The sequence below is a fragment of the Paenibacillus sp. P5_B5 genome (genome assembly GCF_056400365.1).
The window spans coordinates 264736-281811 of sequence record NZ_JBFULK010000004.1 but is presented as its reverse complement, the minus strand read 5'-3'; the positions used below and the strand labels follow the sequence as shown (position 1 = coordinate 281811).

At 40.9% G+C, this 17076-nt stretch carries 10 protein-coding genes; 2 read left to right on the top strand and 8 right to left on the bottom strand.

Going from position 1 to position 17076, the window contains the following annotated elements; genetic code table 11:
- Window positions 1-247: 247 nt before the first annotated feature.
- The 6 genes from AC1DOK_RS07700 to glnA all read right to left on the bottom strand — a co-directional run bounded on the left by AC1DOK_RS07700 (window position 248) and on the right by glnA (window position 11427).
- A complete protein-coding gene (locus AC1DOK_RS07700; RefSeq protein ID WP_477553661.1) occupies window positions 248-1564 on the bottom strand; it encodes an ArsB/NhaD family transporter in 1317 nt (438 codons plus the stop codon).
- Between the two features lie 147 nt (window positions 1565-1711).
- Window positions 1712-2551 carry a diaminopimelate epimerase gene (dapF, locus tag AC1DOK_RS07695; protein ID WP_477553705.1) on the bottom strand — a complete coding sequence of 280 codons (840 nt, stop codon included), beginning with the start codon at window positions 2549-2551 and terminating at the stop codon, window positions 1712-1714.
- Between the two features lie 42 nt (window positions 2552-2593).
- A complete protein-coding gene (locus tag AC1DOK_RS07690) occupies window positions 2594-3832 on the bottom strand; it encodes an LL-diaminopimelate aminotransferase (protein ID WP_477553660.1) in 1239 nt (412 codons plus the stop codon).
- Window positions 3833-3908: 76 nt separating this feature from the next.
- Window positions 3909-5411: a glutamate synthase subunit beta gene (locus AC1DOK_RS07685; RefSeq protein WP_477553659.1), complete on the bottom strand. Its 1503-nt coding sequence runs from the start codon at window positions 5409-5411 to the stop codon at window positions 3909-3911.
- A gap of 31 nt (window positions 5412-5442) precedes the next feature.
- Window positions 5443-10047, bottom strand: coding sequence for a glutamate synthase large subunit (gene gltB / locus AC1DOK_RS07680; RefSeq protein WP_477553658.1), 4605 nt, complete (start codon window positions 10045-10047; stop codon window positions 5443-5445).
- A gap of 39 nt (window positions 10048-10086) precedes the next feature.
- The gene (glnA, locus tag AC1DOK_RS07675) at window positions 10087-11427 is read right to left on the bottom strand and encodes a type I glutamate--ammonia ligase (RefSeq protein WP_477553657.1); all 1341 of its coding nucleotides are present in this window, start codon (window positions 11425-11427) and stop codon (window positions 10087-10089) included.
- 234 nt (window positions 11428-11661) lie between these two features.
- Here glnA and AC1DOK_RS07670 point away from each other — a divergent pair, with 234 nt between their 5' ends.
- Complete coding sequence (locus tag AC1DOK_RS07670; RefSeq protein ID WP_477553656.1) at window positions 11662-12006, top strand: MerR family transcriptional regulator; 345 nt, start codon at window positions 11662-11664, stop codon at window positions 12004-12006.
- A 154-nt stretch (window positions 12007-12160) separates the two neighbouring features.
- Here the strand turns inward: AC1DOK_RS07670 and AC1DOK_RS07665 are convergent, their stop codons facing one another.
- Complete coding sequence (locus tag AC1DOK_RS07665) at window positions 12161-13786, bottom strand: formate--tetrahydrofolate ligase (protein ID WP_477553655.1); 1626 nt, start codon at window positions 13784-13786, stop codon at window positions 12161-12163.
- A 490-nt stretch (window positions 13787-14276) separates the two neighbouring features.
- Here AC1DOK_RS07665 and AC1DOK_RS07660 point away from each other — a divergent pair, with 490 nt between their 5' ends.
- Window positions 14277-15548 carry a methyl-accepting chemotaxis protein gene (locus tag AC1DOK_RS07660; RefSeq protein WP_477553654.1) on the top strand — a complete coding sequence of 424 codons (1272 nt, stop codon included), beginning with the start codon at window positions 14277-14279 and terminating at the stop codon, window positions 15546-15548.
- A gap of 164 nt (window positions 15549-15712) precedes the next feature.
- Here the strand turns inward: AC1DOK_RS07660 and AC1DOK_RS07655 are convergent, their stop codons facing one another.
- The gene (locus AC1DOK_RS07655; protein ID WP_477553653.1) at window positions 15713-17002 is read right to left on the bottom strand and encodes a homocysteine synthase; all 1290 of its coding nucleotides are present in this window, start codon (window positions 17000-17002) and stop codon (window positions 15713-15715) included.
- Window positions 17003-17076 lie beyond the last annotated feature (74 nt).

The following is a 17076-nucleotide window of genomic DNA, read 5'->3' as shown; positions in this document are numbered from 1 at the left end:
TATTTCATTTACAACGTCTATTCTATCATAAATGAATCAATTTCAGATCAAAACGCTTTAATTTGTCTATATATAGTTTCAATATAACCATTTAGATCAGTTATGAAATTGATTCAAATACACAAATTAACGCAGTCACTAGCTTTTATTAAGGAATAACTATGGATTTGAGTCAAAGCATCACTTTGAATAGCAATGGATAACCAGTAAGTAGCACCATTTGATTATTCGAAGTGACGCCATGCTCTTAATGGTATACGACTAGTACATATATCGACGCGATAACTAGTGAGACTAACGTAATGGGAGCCCCAATTTTAAGAAACTTTAAATAAGAAATTTTGTGTCCCTCACGTTCAGCCATACCAGCTACAACTAAGTTAGCAGAAGCACCAATCAAAGTACCGTTGCCCCCCAAGCAAGCTCCTAAAGCTAAGGACCACCAAACAGGATTAAGCATATTCGGATCCGCTAAATTCATTTGTGCACCCATATCCTGAACGAGCGGAATCATCGTTGCAACAAATGGAATATTATCAATCGTTGAAGATGCGATTCCAGATACCCAAAGAATTAGCATAGAGGTAAGTGTTTCATTACCAGCTGTAATCTCGATGACTTTAGTTGCTAAGTAACTAATAATCCCAACATCCTTAAGACCTCCAACGAGTACGAATAAACCTGCGAAGAAGAATATTGTGACCCACTCTACTGAGCGAAAAACACCTTCAATTTCATGATCTTTCACACCAATGAGCATTAGAATCGTTGCACCAGCTAGCGCTACAACGGCTGCTTCAACGTGAATAACGCTATGAAGTACAAAGCCGATCAAGGTTAGTGATAGGATGACAACACTTTTGATAAGAAGCGCTCTATCCTTCAGATAACTGCTCGCATCGATACTCATTAGTTCTGCTTGTCGATCAGCAGCAACAGATAAATCCTTTCTATAAACCACCCGTAAAATTCCAAGTGTAACAACGATAATGATCAGTACAGGCGGTCCTAAATTTACAATAAAATCATTAAAATTTAAGTGCGTGGAGGTTCCAATCATAATGTTAGGAGGATCTCCAATAAGTGTGGCTGTACCACCGATATTACTCATAAGAATACATGAAACCAAGTAAGGCATTGGGTTAACCTTCAAGATCTTCGTGATTGCAAAAATAATCGGAACCATCAATAGAACTGTCGTCACATTGTCTAAGAAAGCAGAACCAAGTGCCGTAATCGCTGACAACATCAATAGGACCTTGATCGGGTCACCCTTCACTTTCTGTGCGGCTTTGACAGATAAATATTGAAAAAGTCCTGTTTTATTCGTAATTGCAACGATTAGCATCATCCCGATTAACAAGAAGATCGTCTGCCATTCAATATGCTTCACATAAGCATCGTGCACATCTACTACACCTATGAGAACCATTAATACGGCGCCTGCTATTGCTAGCAAAGCCCGATTCATTTTCTCAAGAATGATTAACGTATAAACAATAACAAATACTGCAATAGCTCCAATTAGCTTCCAGAGTGGAACCATTGATATTACATCCTGCATTCTATTCTCTCCTTTAAAACTAAATCATTTTTAGTAGTCTTATAATCATACTATATTTTAAACAACAAACCACCATTCACACTGATTAATCGTGTAAAATGGTGGATTTCGTTTGTTTTCTTGTTCATTTATTGACGATAGACTCAATTATTGACGATAGAATATACCATCACTTATAAAAGCAGCAGGTCCCTGCATATAGACATGACCATTCTCAGCATAGGTTATGTTTAAATCCCCACCAAGTAGATGAACGGTTACGGATTCAGTTCGATCCAAATAGCCATTAAGTACTCCAGCTACTACTGCCGCACACGCGCCTGTCCCGCAAGCCATCGTAATTCCTGAACCACGCTCCCATACACGAAAATCAATTTCTCGTGTGTTTCGTACTTGCACGAACTCCACATTGATTCTTTCTGGAAACATCGAGGCGTGCTCAATAGGTGGACCTACTTCTTCAACAGCAATCGTATTTATGTCATTTACAAACATAACGGTATGCGGATTTCCCATAGAAACGACTGTCATATGATAGGTTTGTCCGTCGATAACAATCGATTCATCTATTGTCTTGCTATCCGAATCGCCTAGCATGGGAATCTCTTTCTTAGTCAATCGAGGCTCCCCCATATCAATCTTTACTGACTGAACAGCTTGCTTCTCTTGATCTGTCTCCAGAACAACATGCATGATACCACCAAGTGTCTCAATCGAGAAATTGATTTGCTCTGTCAAGTTTCGATCATGCACATATTTTGCTACACATCTTAGACCATTACCGCAGTTCTTACCTTCTGAACCATCGGAATTAAAAATTCGCATCCGAAAATCGGCGACATGAGAAGGCCCAATAAGAATCATACCATCTGATCCTATTCCAAAATTCACATTGGATAGCTGTATAGCAAGCGGAGCTAATTCTTCTTCAGTTAACTGTTCATCAAACTCATTTATATAAATATAGTTATTGCCTAGACCATGCATTTTAGTATATTTCAACTGATTATTCAACTGACATTCCCCCAATTAGAACAAATAACGATCAGAGGAAAGACGACGCTTAACTTCCGATATAACGCGCTGTTCTTCTGCCTCATTATGCGCTTGGAACGTGACTGAGAATCGCACATAATGACCCGCATTATCCCATGGAACAGTTGAAATCATTTTTTCACGAATTAAATATTGGCTAAAATCTTCTGCTGATTGAAACTCAGGGCCACCGACAACTGCTTTTGGTACTCGTGTATATAAGAAGAAGGAGCCTTTGGGCTTCTCAGCTTGGAATCCTAGACTACGTAAAGCATCAACAAGTATTTCATGTCTTCTCGAATATTTGGCACTAATTGTCTCCGTAATTTCCGGATGAGATAGTGCATAGACCGCTGCTTTCTGAATCGCTATGAATTGACCTGAATCGCTGTTATCCTTAATCGTTGCGAATGCTTTCACAACATGTGGATTCCCAACAATAAATCCAATTCTCCAGCCTGTCATATTATAAGATTTGGACAATGAATGAAGCTCAACGCCCACTTCCTTCGCACCTGGAATCGATAGGAAGCTTAGTGGCTTTTCGCCATCAAATACAAGCGCTGCATATGCTGCATCATGAACAACAATAAGATTATGTTCTTTAGCAAACTGAACAACCTTCTCAAAGAATTCCCTTGTAGCATAAGCACCTGTTGGATTATTAGGATAATTCAAATATAAGAGCTTGGCACGACTTAGTACCTCAGGAGAAAGTGAGTCTAAATCAGGCAAAAATTGATTGTCCGCATGAATCGGTAAGTAAACCGCTTCTCCACCTAAATATTCGGTATGCGTACCTAGAATTGGATAACAAGGTGTAGGTAGGATCGTAACATCACCAGGATTAATAAAGGCTGTTGGAAGCATCGCTAATGCTGATTTGGAACCTATGACATGATTTACCTCTGTCTCTGGATCAATACCACTTACGCCAAATACTTGATCCATATAGATCGCCGCAGCCTTTTTAAATTCCGCTATTCCATTATCGGAATAGAAACGATTCTCCCTCTTGCCTGCTTCCTCAGATAAAATGTGAACGACTTCTGTATTAGCCATTTCATCCGGTTCCCCAACACCGAGGTCAATTAGTTCAATCTCAGGATGTGCTTTAAGTGCTGCTTGCTTCGCACGTTTAATTTTCTCAAACTTGTAGATTTCCGTATCCTTCCCGAACTGGGCTCCCCCAATTCGCTCTGCAAATAAATTCTGTATATATCCTGCCTCCATAAATAACCCTCCTACAATATAGAACGAAAGCATATGCTCTACTGGTACAAGTTCCTTCAAAGGCATATGCTTACGTTTATTGATTAATGAACACTTTAGAGCTAGCACATTCGACTAAATAACGATCACATGCTTTGGCAGCCTCTCGCCCTTCTTGTATAGCCCAGACAATTAAGCTTGAACCGCGACGTGCATCTCCAGCCGCAAATACACCTTCAACATTCGTAGCGTACTGTCCACTCACTGTGTCAATATTGGATCTACGATTTGTTTGAAGTCCCATTTTATTCAAGAGTCCTTCCTCTGGACCACTGAAGCCGATAGCCAGTAATACGAGCTGTGCATCCCATATTTTGTCGGAACCAGCAATTTCTTCACGGTGCATACTCCCATCAGGATTCTTAGTCACCTTCATTTGCACACTTCGAACACCTGTCACATGACCAGAACCATCGCTAATAAACTCTTGTGTCTTGATTGCGAACTCACGTGGATCTTCACCATAAATCGCAGTTGCTTCTTCCAAACCGTAATCACATTTATGGACAATTGGCCACTGAGGCCATGGATTCTGCTCTTCTGCACGTTCGTTTGGCTTGCGAACATGAATATCAAACTGTGTAAGGCTGCGGCAGTTATGACGAAGCGCTGTTGATACGCAGTCAATGGCTGTATCTCCACCACCTATAACTAATACATCCTTGCCTTCAGCAGAAATATACTGCCCATCTTCGAGATTAGAATCCAGCAAGCTCTTCGTGTTAGCATGTAGGAAATCCATCGCATAATGGATACCTGAGAGCTCTCTTCCTGGCGCTTCTAGATCGCGTGGCTTGGTTGCCCCAATACATACGACAGTGGCATCGAATTGCTTCTGCAGCATTTCGAACGTAATATCCTTACCAATTTCCGTATTCGTTACAAATATAATGCCCTCTTTACGTAATAACTCCACACGACGCTCTACGACATGCTGTTCAATTTTCATTCTTGGAATACCGTAGGTGAGCAGTCCACCAATTCGATCATGTCGCTCAAATACTGTAACGGAATGTCCGACTTTGTTCAGTTCGTCTGCACATGCGAGCCCAGCCGGGCCAGAACCAATGATCGCAACGCTTTTACCAGTACGCTTACTTGGTACGACCGGTACAACCCAGCCTTCATCAAAGCCCTTATCTATGATCGCTCGTTCAATATTTTTGATCATCACTGGTGAGTCGTACAAGGATGCAACACAGGAACCTTCACATGGTGCAGGGCAAGCTCTTCCTGTAAACTCAGGGAAATTATTCGTTTGCTGTAGACGCTCAAGCGCTTCGCGCCATTGTCCTCTGTAGACAAGATCATTCCATTCTGGAATCAAATTATGAACAGGGCAGCCAGTCACTTGTCCACTAAACACTTCACCGGTTTGGCAGAAAGGAACTGCGCAATCCATACAACGCGCTCCTTGCTGCGCAAGCTCTCCATCCGTCAGCGGTATATACAGGTCTCGAAAGTCTTGGATCCTTTCTAGAGGAGCCCGCTCACGCATATGCTTCGACTTGTAGTCCATAAATCCAGTTGGCTTTCCCATACGTGTCCCCTCCTTCTTAATCCGATGTTAGTCAAGCATTCTTTCTTTCTTGAAATGCTGCTAACAATGCCTCTTCACCAGGAACACCTGATTGGCGGAATCGTTCAATGGCTTTGAGCATCCGTTTGTATTCCGTAGGCACAATGCGTACGAATTGCTTCACATTTCGTTCCCAATGCTGCAGAATTTTCTGTGCGTGTGTACTATGAGTAAACTGAACGTGATTCTCAATCATTTGTCTGACGGTAGTCATTTCTTCACGATCTTGGATTGGCTCAAGCAACACCATTCGTAGGTTGCACTGTGCTTCAACTGCCTGAATGCTATCAGCATATACATATGCGATTCCACCCGACATTCCAGCCGCAAAGTTCTTACCGATTTCACCAAGTACGACTACTCTTCCACCAGTCATATATTCACAACCGTGGTTACCAACACCTTCGACAACAACATTAGCCCCGCTGTTACGAACACAGAAGCGCTCTCCAGCTACACCACGGATATAAGCTTCTCCGGATGTTGCGCCGAACAAAGCAACATTCCCGATAATAATATTTTTCTCTGGCTGAAAGCTTGATTTAGTTGGTGGATATACGGCAATTTTGCCTCCGGACAATCCTTTACCTACATGATCATTGGCATCCCCTTCTAGAGTGAAGGTCATTCCTTGCGGTATGAATGCACCAAAGCTTTGCCCTGCCGTTCCTTTAAAATCAATTCTGATCGTATCTTCCGGCAATCCTTCAGCACCATAAAGCGTAGTCACTTTACTGCCCAAAATTGTACCGACAGCACGATTCATATTATTTATCAGTAACGTTACATGTACCTTTTCTTGATGATCAAGGGATGGTTTAGCAAGCTCTACAAGCTTCTGAACATCTAATGTTTGATCCAATTCATGATCTTGCGGAATTTTATATTCAATGCCATTCGTATCACCCATAACAGGTCGATAAAGTAATGGTGTTATATCGAGGCTCGAGGCCTTAAGATGAGCTGGAACTTCTTTGGTAGTCAATAAATCCGTACGTCCCACCAACTCATTAATGGTACGGAATCCAAGCTTCGCCATCCACTCACGAACGTCCTCAGCAATAAATTGCATGAAATTAACGATATGATCAGGGTCTCCCTTAAACTTAGCCCGAAGCTCTGGATTTTGCGTTGCAATACCTACTGGACATGTATCCATGTGACACACTCGCATCATTACGCATCCTAGGACTACTAGCGGAACTGTTGCAAAACCATATTCTTCTGCACCAAGCAATGCTGCAATAATCACATCGCGCCCCGTCATGAGCTTACCATCTGTTTCAAGTGTCACTTTACTGCGTAATCCATTAAGTACAAGTGTTTGATGAGCTTCAGCAAGACCGATCTCCCAAGGCATACCCGTGTTCTTAATACTTGTTCGTGATGCTGCCCCTGTTCCACCGTCATATCCGCTAATGAGAATAACGTCTGCTCTTGCTTTGGCTACACCTGCTGCGATCGTTCCAACACCAGCTTCAGAAACTAATTTGACATTAATTCTTGCAACTGGGTTCGCATTCTTCAGATCGTATATTAGTTCAGCTAGATCTTCGATAGAGTAAATGTCATGATGCGGTGGTGGTGAAATAAGCTCCACACCTGGTGTAGATCCACGAGCCTTTGCAATCCATGGATACACCTTACGAGCTGGCAGCTGCCCACCTTCACCAGGCTTTGCTCCTTGTGCCATCTTGATCTGCAATTCGCTCGCATTGATAAGGTAATTGCTCGTTACGCCGAATCTACCTGAAGCTACTTGTTTAATTGAGCTGCTGCGAAGATCTCCATTATCATCTGCGATGTAACGTGCAGGATCCTCTCCGCCTTCACCTGAATTACTCTTAGCTCCAATTCGATTCATCGCAATCGCAAGTGCCTCATGTGCTTCACTACTGATTGAGCCATAAGACATAGCTCCAGATTTGAAGCGTTTAAGGATATTCTCTACCGATTCAACCTCATCGATTGGTACTGGTTCTCGAGCAAATGTAAATTCTAGTAAGCCTCTAAGATTATTGCTTGTTTGTGTTTCTTCATTAACTAACTGGCTGTATCGTTTAAATAAGCTATAGTCGTTCTGACGACAAGCGTGCTGTAAGGTATGAATCGTTTGTGGGTTGAATAAATGCTCTTCACCATTATGTCTCCACTGAAAATCATCACCAGATTCAAGCTGTGGCTGTCTTCCATTATCTACAGCAAATGCCTTCTTATGTCTGATTAAAGTCTCACGTGCAATAACTTCAAGCCCAATGCCACCGATTCTTGTTGGTGTCGAAGTGAAATATCGATCAACAACATCTTGGCGAATACCAACAATTTCACATATTTGAGCACCAACGTAGCTCTGAATTGTAGAAATACCCATTTTGGATATAACCTTCAGGATTCCCTTGGTCACTCCACTTAAATAGTTGTATACCATCTGATCATAAGTAATCGGTTCGGCCAAATCTTCTGTTTCTAATTGCTCATTCATCAACATATGCAGCGTAGAATCAAACACTAAATATGGATTAATCGCATTGGCTCCATAACTAAGCAGCATAGCCAAATGATGAACTTCACGTGGTTCACCTGATTCTACGATCAGACTAACCTTTGTACGCGTACCGCAACCAATTAAGTGATGGTGAAGCGCACCTACTGTCAATAAGGCAGGAATTGGTGCTAAGCTTGCATTCACACCTCGGTCAGATACGATCAATAGCGTAGCTCCATCTTCAATTGCTTGGCTTGCTTCAGCTAATAACTGTTGTAATGCTTCTTCCATCCCTTGTTCGCCATCCGAAACTGGGAATAGCATAGATAAGGTCGCAACCTTCAAATATTGTTCTTGATTATACTTGATACGTTGTAGCTCTTTATTGCTCACAACAGGTGTCTTCAAACGAATTCGTTGTAGCTTTGCTACTTCTTGCTGAAGTAAAGGAACTTCTGGTCCAATTAATGCTTCAACAGATACAATCATTTCCTCCAGAAAAGCATCGATTGGCGGATTTGTGACCTGTGCGAACATTTGCTTGAAATAGCTATACAGTAGTTGTGGCTTCTGAGACAATACCGCAAGCGGTGCATCATACCCCATTGATCCGACTGGATCTTCTCCACGAACTGCGAGCGGAACCAGAACTTTATACAGCTCTTCATTCGTATATCCGAACACATGCTGAAGACGCGAAACCGTTTCATAAACCGGTTGCTTACTTTCATTACTGTAATCCTGTAATTCATCTAGATGAATGATTTGTTCTTTTAGCCATTCACGATACGGATGCGCTCCAGCAATACGCTGTTTAATTTCACGATCAGGTACAATTCGTCCTTGCTCCGTATCAACAAGCAGCATTTGCCCAGGACGCAAACGATCTTTACGAATGATGTTCTCAGGATCAATATCAATTACACCAACTTCAGACGACATAATGATGCGATCATCCTTGGTGATATAATAACGTGCTGGTCTTAGTCCATTGCGGTCAAGGACAGCACCAATTTGTGTCCCATCTGTAAAAGCAACAGCAGCAGGACCATCCCATGGTTCCATGGATAAGCTGTGATACTCGTAGAACGCTTTTTTCTCATCGCTCATACTTGCATCCTTTTCCCAAGGCTCAGAAATCATCATCATGATAGAGTGAGACATAGACCGTCCCGTAAGCATTAGAAACTCCAGAACATTGTCAAACATCGATGAATCACTACCATCTTCATCAATAACCGGACGAACCTTAGCCATATCATCAAAGTAATCGGATTCGCAGGCACGTTCACGCGCCCGCATCCAGTTTACATTACCTTTAATTGTATTAATTTCACCGTTATGAATCATATACCGATACGGATGCGCTCGTTCCCAGCTTGGAAATGTATTCGTACTGAATCTAGAATGAACGAGCGCTAGCGCAGATTCGAATCCAGGATGGGACAGATCTTGATAGAATGCCGCCAAATGCTCCGGTAATAGCAAACCTTTATATACGATTGTCTTACAAGACAAACTCGTAAAATAAAGCTTATCTGTATCCGGCAACTCCATACGATTCGCTTCGAATTCAATACGTTTGCGAATGAGATATAGCTTACGTTCAAATGCAAGCTCATCTGTATAGTTGAAGTCAGATGCAGCCGCAATAAATACTTGACGTATATAAGGTTTAGCTGCTTTTGCACTTTTACCCATTACAGAGTCATCAACAGGTACTGTTCTCCAGCCAAGCACAACTTGACCTTCGTCAGTAGCAATTCGTTCAACCATATGTTCATACGCTAGGCGACTTGCTTCCACTTGTGGCAGAAACACCATCCCTACTCCATAAGCGCCAGCTTCCGGAAGGGTAAACCCTTCCTTCAAGCATTCCTGAACAAGAAGAGTATGAGGAATTTGTGTTAGAATTCCTGCACCGTCACCTGTACTCGGATCTGAACCTTGGCCCCCACGATGCTTTAAGCGACATAGAATTTCTAATGCCTGGTTGACGGTTGCATTTGATTTTACACCCTTAATATTCGCTATGAATCCGATCCCACACGCATCGCGTTCAAAAGCTGGATCGTATAGTCCTTGTTTTAACGGTAATCTATTCATTGTCATGTCAAACCACCCTCTACTGATAGCTGTAAAATGTATGACTTAGTATGCAGTCATGTACTGATCACGTTCCCACGGATGAACTTGCACCCTAAACTGATCCCATTCGATTTCTTTGGCTTCGATAAAGTGTGAAACGATATGCTCCCCTAGTGCTTTGACAATAACATCATCGCCTCTTAGCTCATCAAGTGCTTCTTGTAAGGAAGAAGGTAAACTGTCAACACCTTTTTCTCTACGTTCTTCTTCATTCATCAAGTAAATATTTTGGTTCGTTGGATCGCAAACCTTCATTTTACATTTAATACCATCAAGTCCAGCTGCTAGCATTGCAGCAAGTGCTAAGTAAGGATTAGCTGCAGGATCTGGGTTACGAACTTCAATTCTAGTACTTAATCCACGGCTAGCTGGTACACGGATAAGTGGACTTCTGTTCTTAGCGGACCAAGCGATGTAACAAGGTGCTTCATAACCAGGTACAAGACGTTTATAGGAGTTAACTGTCGGATTCGTAATTGCTGCGAAGCCACGAGCATGCTCTAGAACTCCTGCCATGTATTGTTTGGCTGTTTCACTTAATCCAAGCTCATCGCTCTCATCGTAGAATGCATTCTCATTACCACGGAATAATGATTGGTGACAGTGCATACCAGACCCGTTTACGCCATACAATGGTTTTGGCATGAATGTCGCATGTAAGTTGTGTTGTTTAGCTACATTCTTCACTACAAGCTTGAACGTTTGGATTTGGTCAGCCGCGTTTACAGCGTTCGTATATTTAAAGTCAATTTCATGTTGACCAGGTGCTACTTCGTGATGAGAAGCTTCGATTTCGAAGCCCATTTCTTCAAGTGTTAACACGATATCACGACGGCAATTTTCTCCTAAATCGATTGGTGCTAGATCGAAGTATCCACCTTGATCGTTCACATCAAGTGTTGGTCTTCCTTTCTCATCTAATTGGAACAAGAAGAATTCTGGCTCTGGTCCAACATTCATTGCTGTAAAGCCCATGGATTCAGCTTGCTTAAGTACTTTTTTCAAAATACCTCTAGCATCTCCAGCAAAAGGTGTTTGATCTGGGTTGTACACGTCACAGATCAATCGTGCTACTTTACCGTTGCCTGTTGTCCAAGGGAATACCATCCATGTATCAAGCTCTGGATATAAATACATATCTGATTCTTCAATTCTTACAAAGCCTTCAATTGAGGAACCATCAAACATCATTTTATTATCGAGTGCCTTTGGTAGTTGACCAATTGGAATTTCTACGTTCTTAATGGTTCCGAGTAAATCAGTGAACTGCAATCGAATGAATCGAACATTCTCCTCTTGCGCTAAGCGTACAATGTCTTCTCTGGTATAATGTTTTACTGTCATCTTCAAAACCTCCGATTAGTTTTCGTTATTGAATGATTTCATTTTTTCATAAAATATATATCAATTCCACAAAGATGTTAGATAATCTAACATAATATATTTTTATTTCCGCTATAGATATCATTATATGTAAGATAATATGACATTAAGTTTTGTGGATCTTCAAATTTATGCTACATTAAAAATATCAAGAATTCGAAACATCAATAAGGGTTCCAATAGGGAGTGAATAACATGTCGGCAATATCCTATAAAGATAAGAAAGTCATATCGATCGGTATCGTTAGTGAATTAACTGGCTTGTCGGAGAGACAAATTCGCTACTATGAAGAACGCCAACTCATATTTCCAGAGCGTACCAAGGGGCGGACTCGCATGTATTCTTTTGCTGATGTGGAATTGCTTGTGGAAATTGCCAATAAGATCGAAGATGGTATGCAAACTTACGAAATCCGTAAAAGTAATGAAGCCCAGAAGGAACAAACGACGATTAGCAAGGAAAAAATGCGTGAAGAAATTAGAGGACAGCTTAACGTGAGGTTCGGTTTACTGAATCGCAGTGGCACCAAATTTAGATAATAAGCAAGGTGAAGTCTATATAACCAAGAAGAAGGGGATGTCTCAAAAGTAGAATTTTCTATTTAAGGGGTAAGCTCCTTTTTCACATTTATAGTAGCACTAAAAAAACAGCAACCCCAATTTAGCATGAGATTGCTGTTAGTCCGATAGATCCTTAATCTAAATTCAAAACATTTCCATCAGCATCAATATCTAATCTAACAGCTTGCGGCTCTTTAGGTAATCCTGGCATCGTCATCACATCACCAGTTAACACAACGATAAATCCCGCTCCTGCTGATAGATGGATATCCTTAATATGCATGGTAAACCCTTCTGGTCGTCCGATTAATTTGGGATTATCAGAGAAAGAATATTGTGTTTTGGCTATACATAGCGGCAATCGATCCGCTCCCATTGCTTCTATTTGCCGGATTGCCTTCTTTGCTTTCATCGTCAAATGGACATCTGCACCACCATAAACTTGCCTAACTATGGTTTCAATTTTGGAAATAATCGTATCCTGTTCATTATATTGATAATGGAATTGACTAGGCTCACGATCGATTAATTCTACTAGCTGTCTAGCTAAATCAGTTCCCCCTTGTCCTCCATGTTCCCAAACACGAGAAACAACAGAGCTAACATTCAACTGACGTAATAACGCTTGTAATTGACTAATTTCTTCATCTGTATCTGTTGCGAAGTGGTTAATTGCTACGATTACTGGAACTCCAAAAGCACGTAAATTCTCAATATGCTTCTCAACATTCGCAAATCCAGCTTGAATAGCTGCTACATTCTCGAAAGAAAGCTCATTCTTTGAAACACCACCATTATATTTAAGCGCTTTGACAGTAACAACAAGCACTGCGGCACTAGGTTTAAGACCCGCTTTACGGCATTTGATATGAAAGAACTTCTCTGCACCCAAATCTGCACCAAATCCAGCCTCTGTTACCACATAATCAGCAAGCTTTAGCGCTAGCTTAGTTGCAATTACACTACTACAACCATGTGCAATATTGGCAAAAGGCCCGCCATGTACAAATACAGGTGTATTTTCAATCGTCTGTACTAAGTTTGGCTTAAGTGCATCCTTAAGTAATACCGTCATCGCACCATCAGCCTCTAAATCTCTCGCTGTTACAGGTTCACCTGTGTACTTGTAAGCTATGATTATATTGCCTAGTCTATTACGCAAATCAGTAAGACTCTCGCTTAAACAAAGAATAGCCATGATCTCTGAGGCTACTGTAATCATATACCCATCTTCTCGAACGCCGCCTTGCTGTAGACCAATTACGATATTGCGAAGGGCACGATCGTTCATGTCGACAGCTCTTTTCCATAGCACTTGCTGTGGATTTATCTGTAAGGCATTACCATGAAAAATATGATTATCAATCATTGCAGCAAGCAAATTATGGGCTGAAGAAATCGCATGCAGATCGCCTGTAAAATGCAAATTAATATCATCCGCCGGTACAATCTGCGCCTTACCACTGCCTGTAGCTCCGCCCTTCATCCCCATGCAAGGACCTAATGAAGGTTCACGTAGTGCAGCAATCGTCTGTCTACCAATTTGATTAAGTGCTTGGGATAATCCAATCGTTGTCAGCGTCTTGCCTTCACCTGCTGGTGTGGGATTCATTGCTGTTACTAGAATCAGTTTGCCATCGTCTTTATTTTGCACACGTTCCCAAACTGTATTCGTTATTTTAGCCTTATATTTACCATATAAATCCAAATCATCTGCTTCGATTCCTATTTGCTCAGCTATTTCGATTATCGGCTTCATGTCTACTCTCCCTCAGATTCTACAGTTCCTAGTTAGTATTAAAAATATACATCGTTCCGGCTTCAATTGGACGACTAATCCATACCAAAAAAATATTATTCATATAATAGTGTATAACGTTAGAGAGGATATGTTAAGTATGGGTTTATTTAAATTAATCTGCCGGGCTATCTCATTCACATGAGGTAGCCCATCCTTACTCATCTACACTGTTAATTAATTATGATTTTTCCCTTTGTTACCTTTGCGATCAGACGTTTTAGTCGTCGTATTCTGACGACCATGTCCTTGTTGTTTATGTGACATAATTCAACCTCCTATCATAGAAATAAACGGTTTTTCACATTATAATGTGTCAACCGTTGTCGAATATTATCAGTAATATTTAGAATTTTATACATTTAATAGTTTATATATTCTGAAAATGATTTATAATAGATTTGGTATCCTATAAATTCATATAGCTGATTATATTAAAGGGGAGTTTGAAATGAAATTCAGCGTCATTAAAAAAATGGTTCTTGGCATTATTAGCGTTTCACTAGTCACATACGGTACAAGCGGTTTTTTCATTTTTGTTCTCAAAGATTATATAGCTCCCCGAATGCAAGAATGGTTGTATATCTGTATCATCCTAGCGCTTGGTATTTTTTGGACGGGCCTACTCGGCTGGCTTGCAGCTAGATATTTAGTGAAGCCACTCATCACCTTAACGTCGGCTGTCAATGAGGCAGCTACAGGAAAACTGAATATCATCATACCTGAACATCGTTCAAGTGATGAGATTCATATTCTTTACGCTTCCTTCACAACCATGTTAAATAATCTGAAACAAATTATTTCAGAAATTACAAACAATTCTACTAGTACAAATCGAAATGCTTCAGATTTAAGTAATGCACTTCTTCAAGCAGCCAATCAAGTCGAAAGCATTTCCGATACCATTATCGATATATCCAAAGGCGCAGATCTTCAAGCTGTTTCGACCCAGAATACATTTGTTACAGTTGAGCGCATCTCAGATGCAGCTCAGGATGTGAGTAACAAAGCAGATCAAGCATTTAGTATTACCAAGAACATGTCACAAACACTCGTAGAAAGTGAGGTTATCGTTCATTCTCTTGTACAAGGTATGCTAGAGCTTGCTAAATCTAGCGAACGTTCCATTGAAATTGTGAATGAGTTAGATACCCACGCACAGGAAATTAATAATATTTCAATCGTCGTTCGAGAAATAGCTGATCAAACCCACCTGCTTGCCTTAAACGCTTCGATTGAAGCCGCTAGAGCCGGGGAACAAGGATTGGGATTTGCTGTAGTTGCCACTGAAATTCGCAAGCTTGCAGAGCAAAGCACGACTGCAGTTGATAATATCAATGACTTAATTAAGCAAATTCAAACCCAAATCGGCCTAGTTGTAAATCAAATTACTGGTCAAGTCCATGTTATTAGTGTAGAAGCTTCCAAAGGGGAGCAGGTCAACCAAGCACTTACTGACATTGTTGATGCGGTAAGTGATACCTCTAATGCTGTTAAGGTTATTGTTGAGGTCGTGTCCGAACAAGCGATACAAATTCAGAAGACCCTTGATGAAACTAGAGGAATCGCAGCTATATCAGGCCAAATCGCAAGTGGAGCGAAGGATGTGTCTGCCTATACGCAAGAACAGACGGCTATTATGGAAGAAATCGCCGCTTCATCTGAAGTCTTACGAAATAATGCCAATGACCTCAATCAGAAAATAAAAATCTTCCAAACATAGATAAACCTCAAAACTTACTTCATCATTAGACAAACCTTGCTATAGAGCAAGGTTTTTTGTTCAAGCACTGATTTTGGTATTGAGCCAAAAATGAATGATAAACTTAAAAGAGGACACTCTTAGTCGTTAGACTATGAGGTGTCCTCTCTTTAATAATTAATCTATTATTGACTCGCTTTAATCGCTTGTTCGAGATCATAAATAATATCGTTAATATCTTCTGTACCAATCGATAGACGAATAAGACCTGGATTCACACCTGCACCAATCTGTTCTTCTTCAGTAAGCTGCTGATGTGTTGTACTTGCTGGGTGAATGATAAGTGACTTAGAATCACCTACGTTAGCAAGATGTGAGAATAATTTAACGCTATGAATTAACTTACGACCTGCTTCAATTCCACCCTTGAGACCAAAAGTCATAATAGCCCCTTGACCTTTAGGCAAGTATTTCTTCGCAAGCTCGTACGATGAGTGACTAGGAAGTCCTGCATAGTTAACCCAGTCAACTGCATCATTAGCTTCTAAATACTCAGCAACCTTAAGCGCATTCGAGCTGTGACGCTCCATACGAAGATGTAAAGTCTCAAGACCTTGTAGAAGCATGAATGAATTGAATGGAGAAATAGCTGCACCCATATCACGAAGTAATTGAACACGTGCTTTAATAATGTACGCAATCGGTCCTACAGCAGCTGTGTAAACAACACCATTATAACTTGGATCTGGCTGAGTTAATCCTGGGAACTTATCGTTTGCAGTCCAGTCGAATTTACCACCGTCTACAATCACGCCACCAATCGAGGTACCATGTCCACCAATAAATTTCGTTGCAGAATGTACAACAATATCAGCACCATGCTCAATTGGGCGAAGTAAATATGGACTTGGAAATGTATTATCTACGATAAACGGAACACCATTCTCATGTGCGATCTTAGCTACTGCTTCGATATCAAGCACGTCACCTTTTGGATTCCCGATCGTTTCGGCATACACTGCTTTCGTTTTATCCGTAATTGCAGCACGGAAATTCTCTGGATCACTTGTATCAACGAATTTCACCTTAATACCTAGTTTAGCAAGTGTAATCGCGAATAAATTGTATGTGCCACCGTATAAGCTTTTGCCTGAGACAATTTCATCTCCAGCCCCTGCAATATTCAGGATCGCATAGGTAATCGCTGATTGACCAGATGCTACAGCAAGTGCAGCTGGTGCTCCTTCAAGTGCAGCAATACGTTTCTCGAAAACATCTGTAGTTGGGTTCATCAAGCGAGTATAAATGTTACCAAATTCTTTAAGCGCAAATAAGTTAGCTGCATGATCCGTATCACGAAAAGCATACGACGTTGTCATATAAAGCGGTACTGCTCGTGATAAGGTAGTTGGATCTACCTCTTGACCAGCGTGTACGGCTAATGTATCAAACCCTAAGGATCTTTCTTCAGACATTGTTATTGCCTCCTTGACTATTATTTATCAATTCAAACTATTCCTACCTATTTTCTCATATTTCACAAAAATTA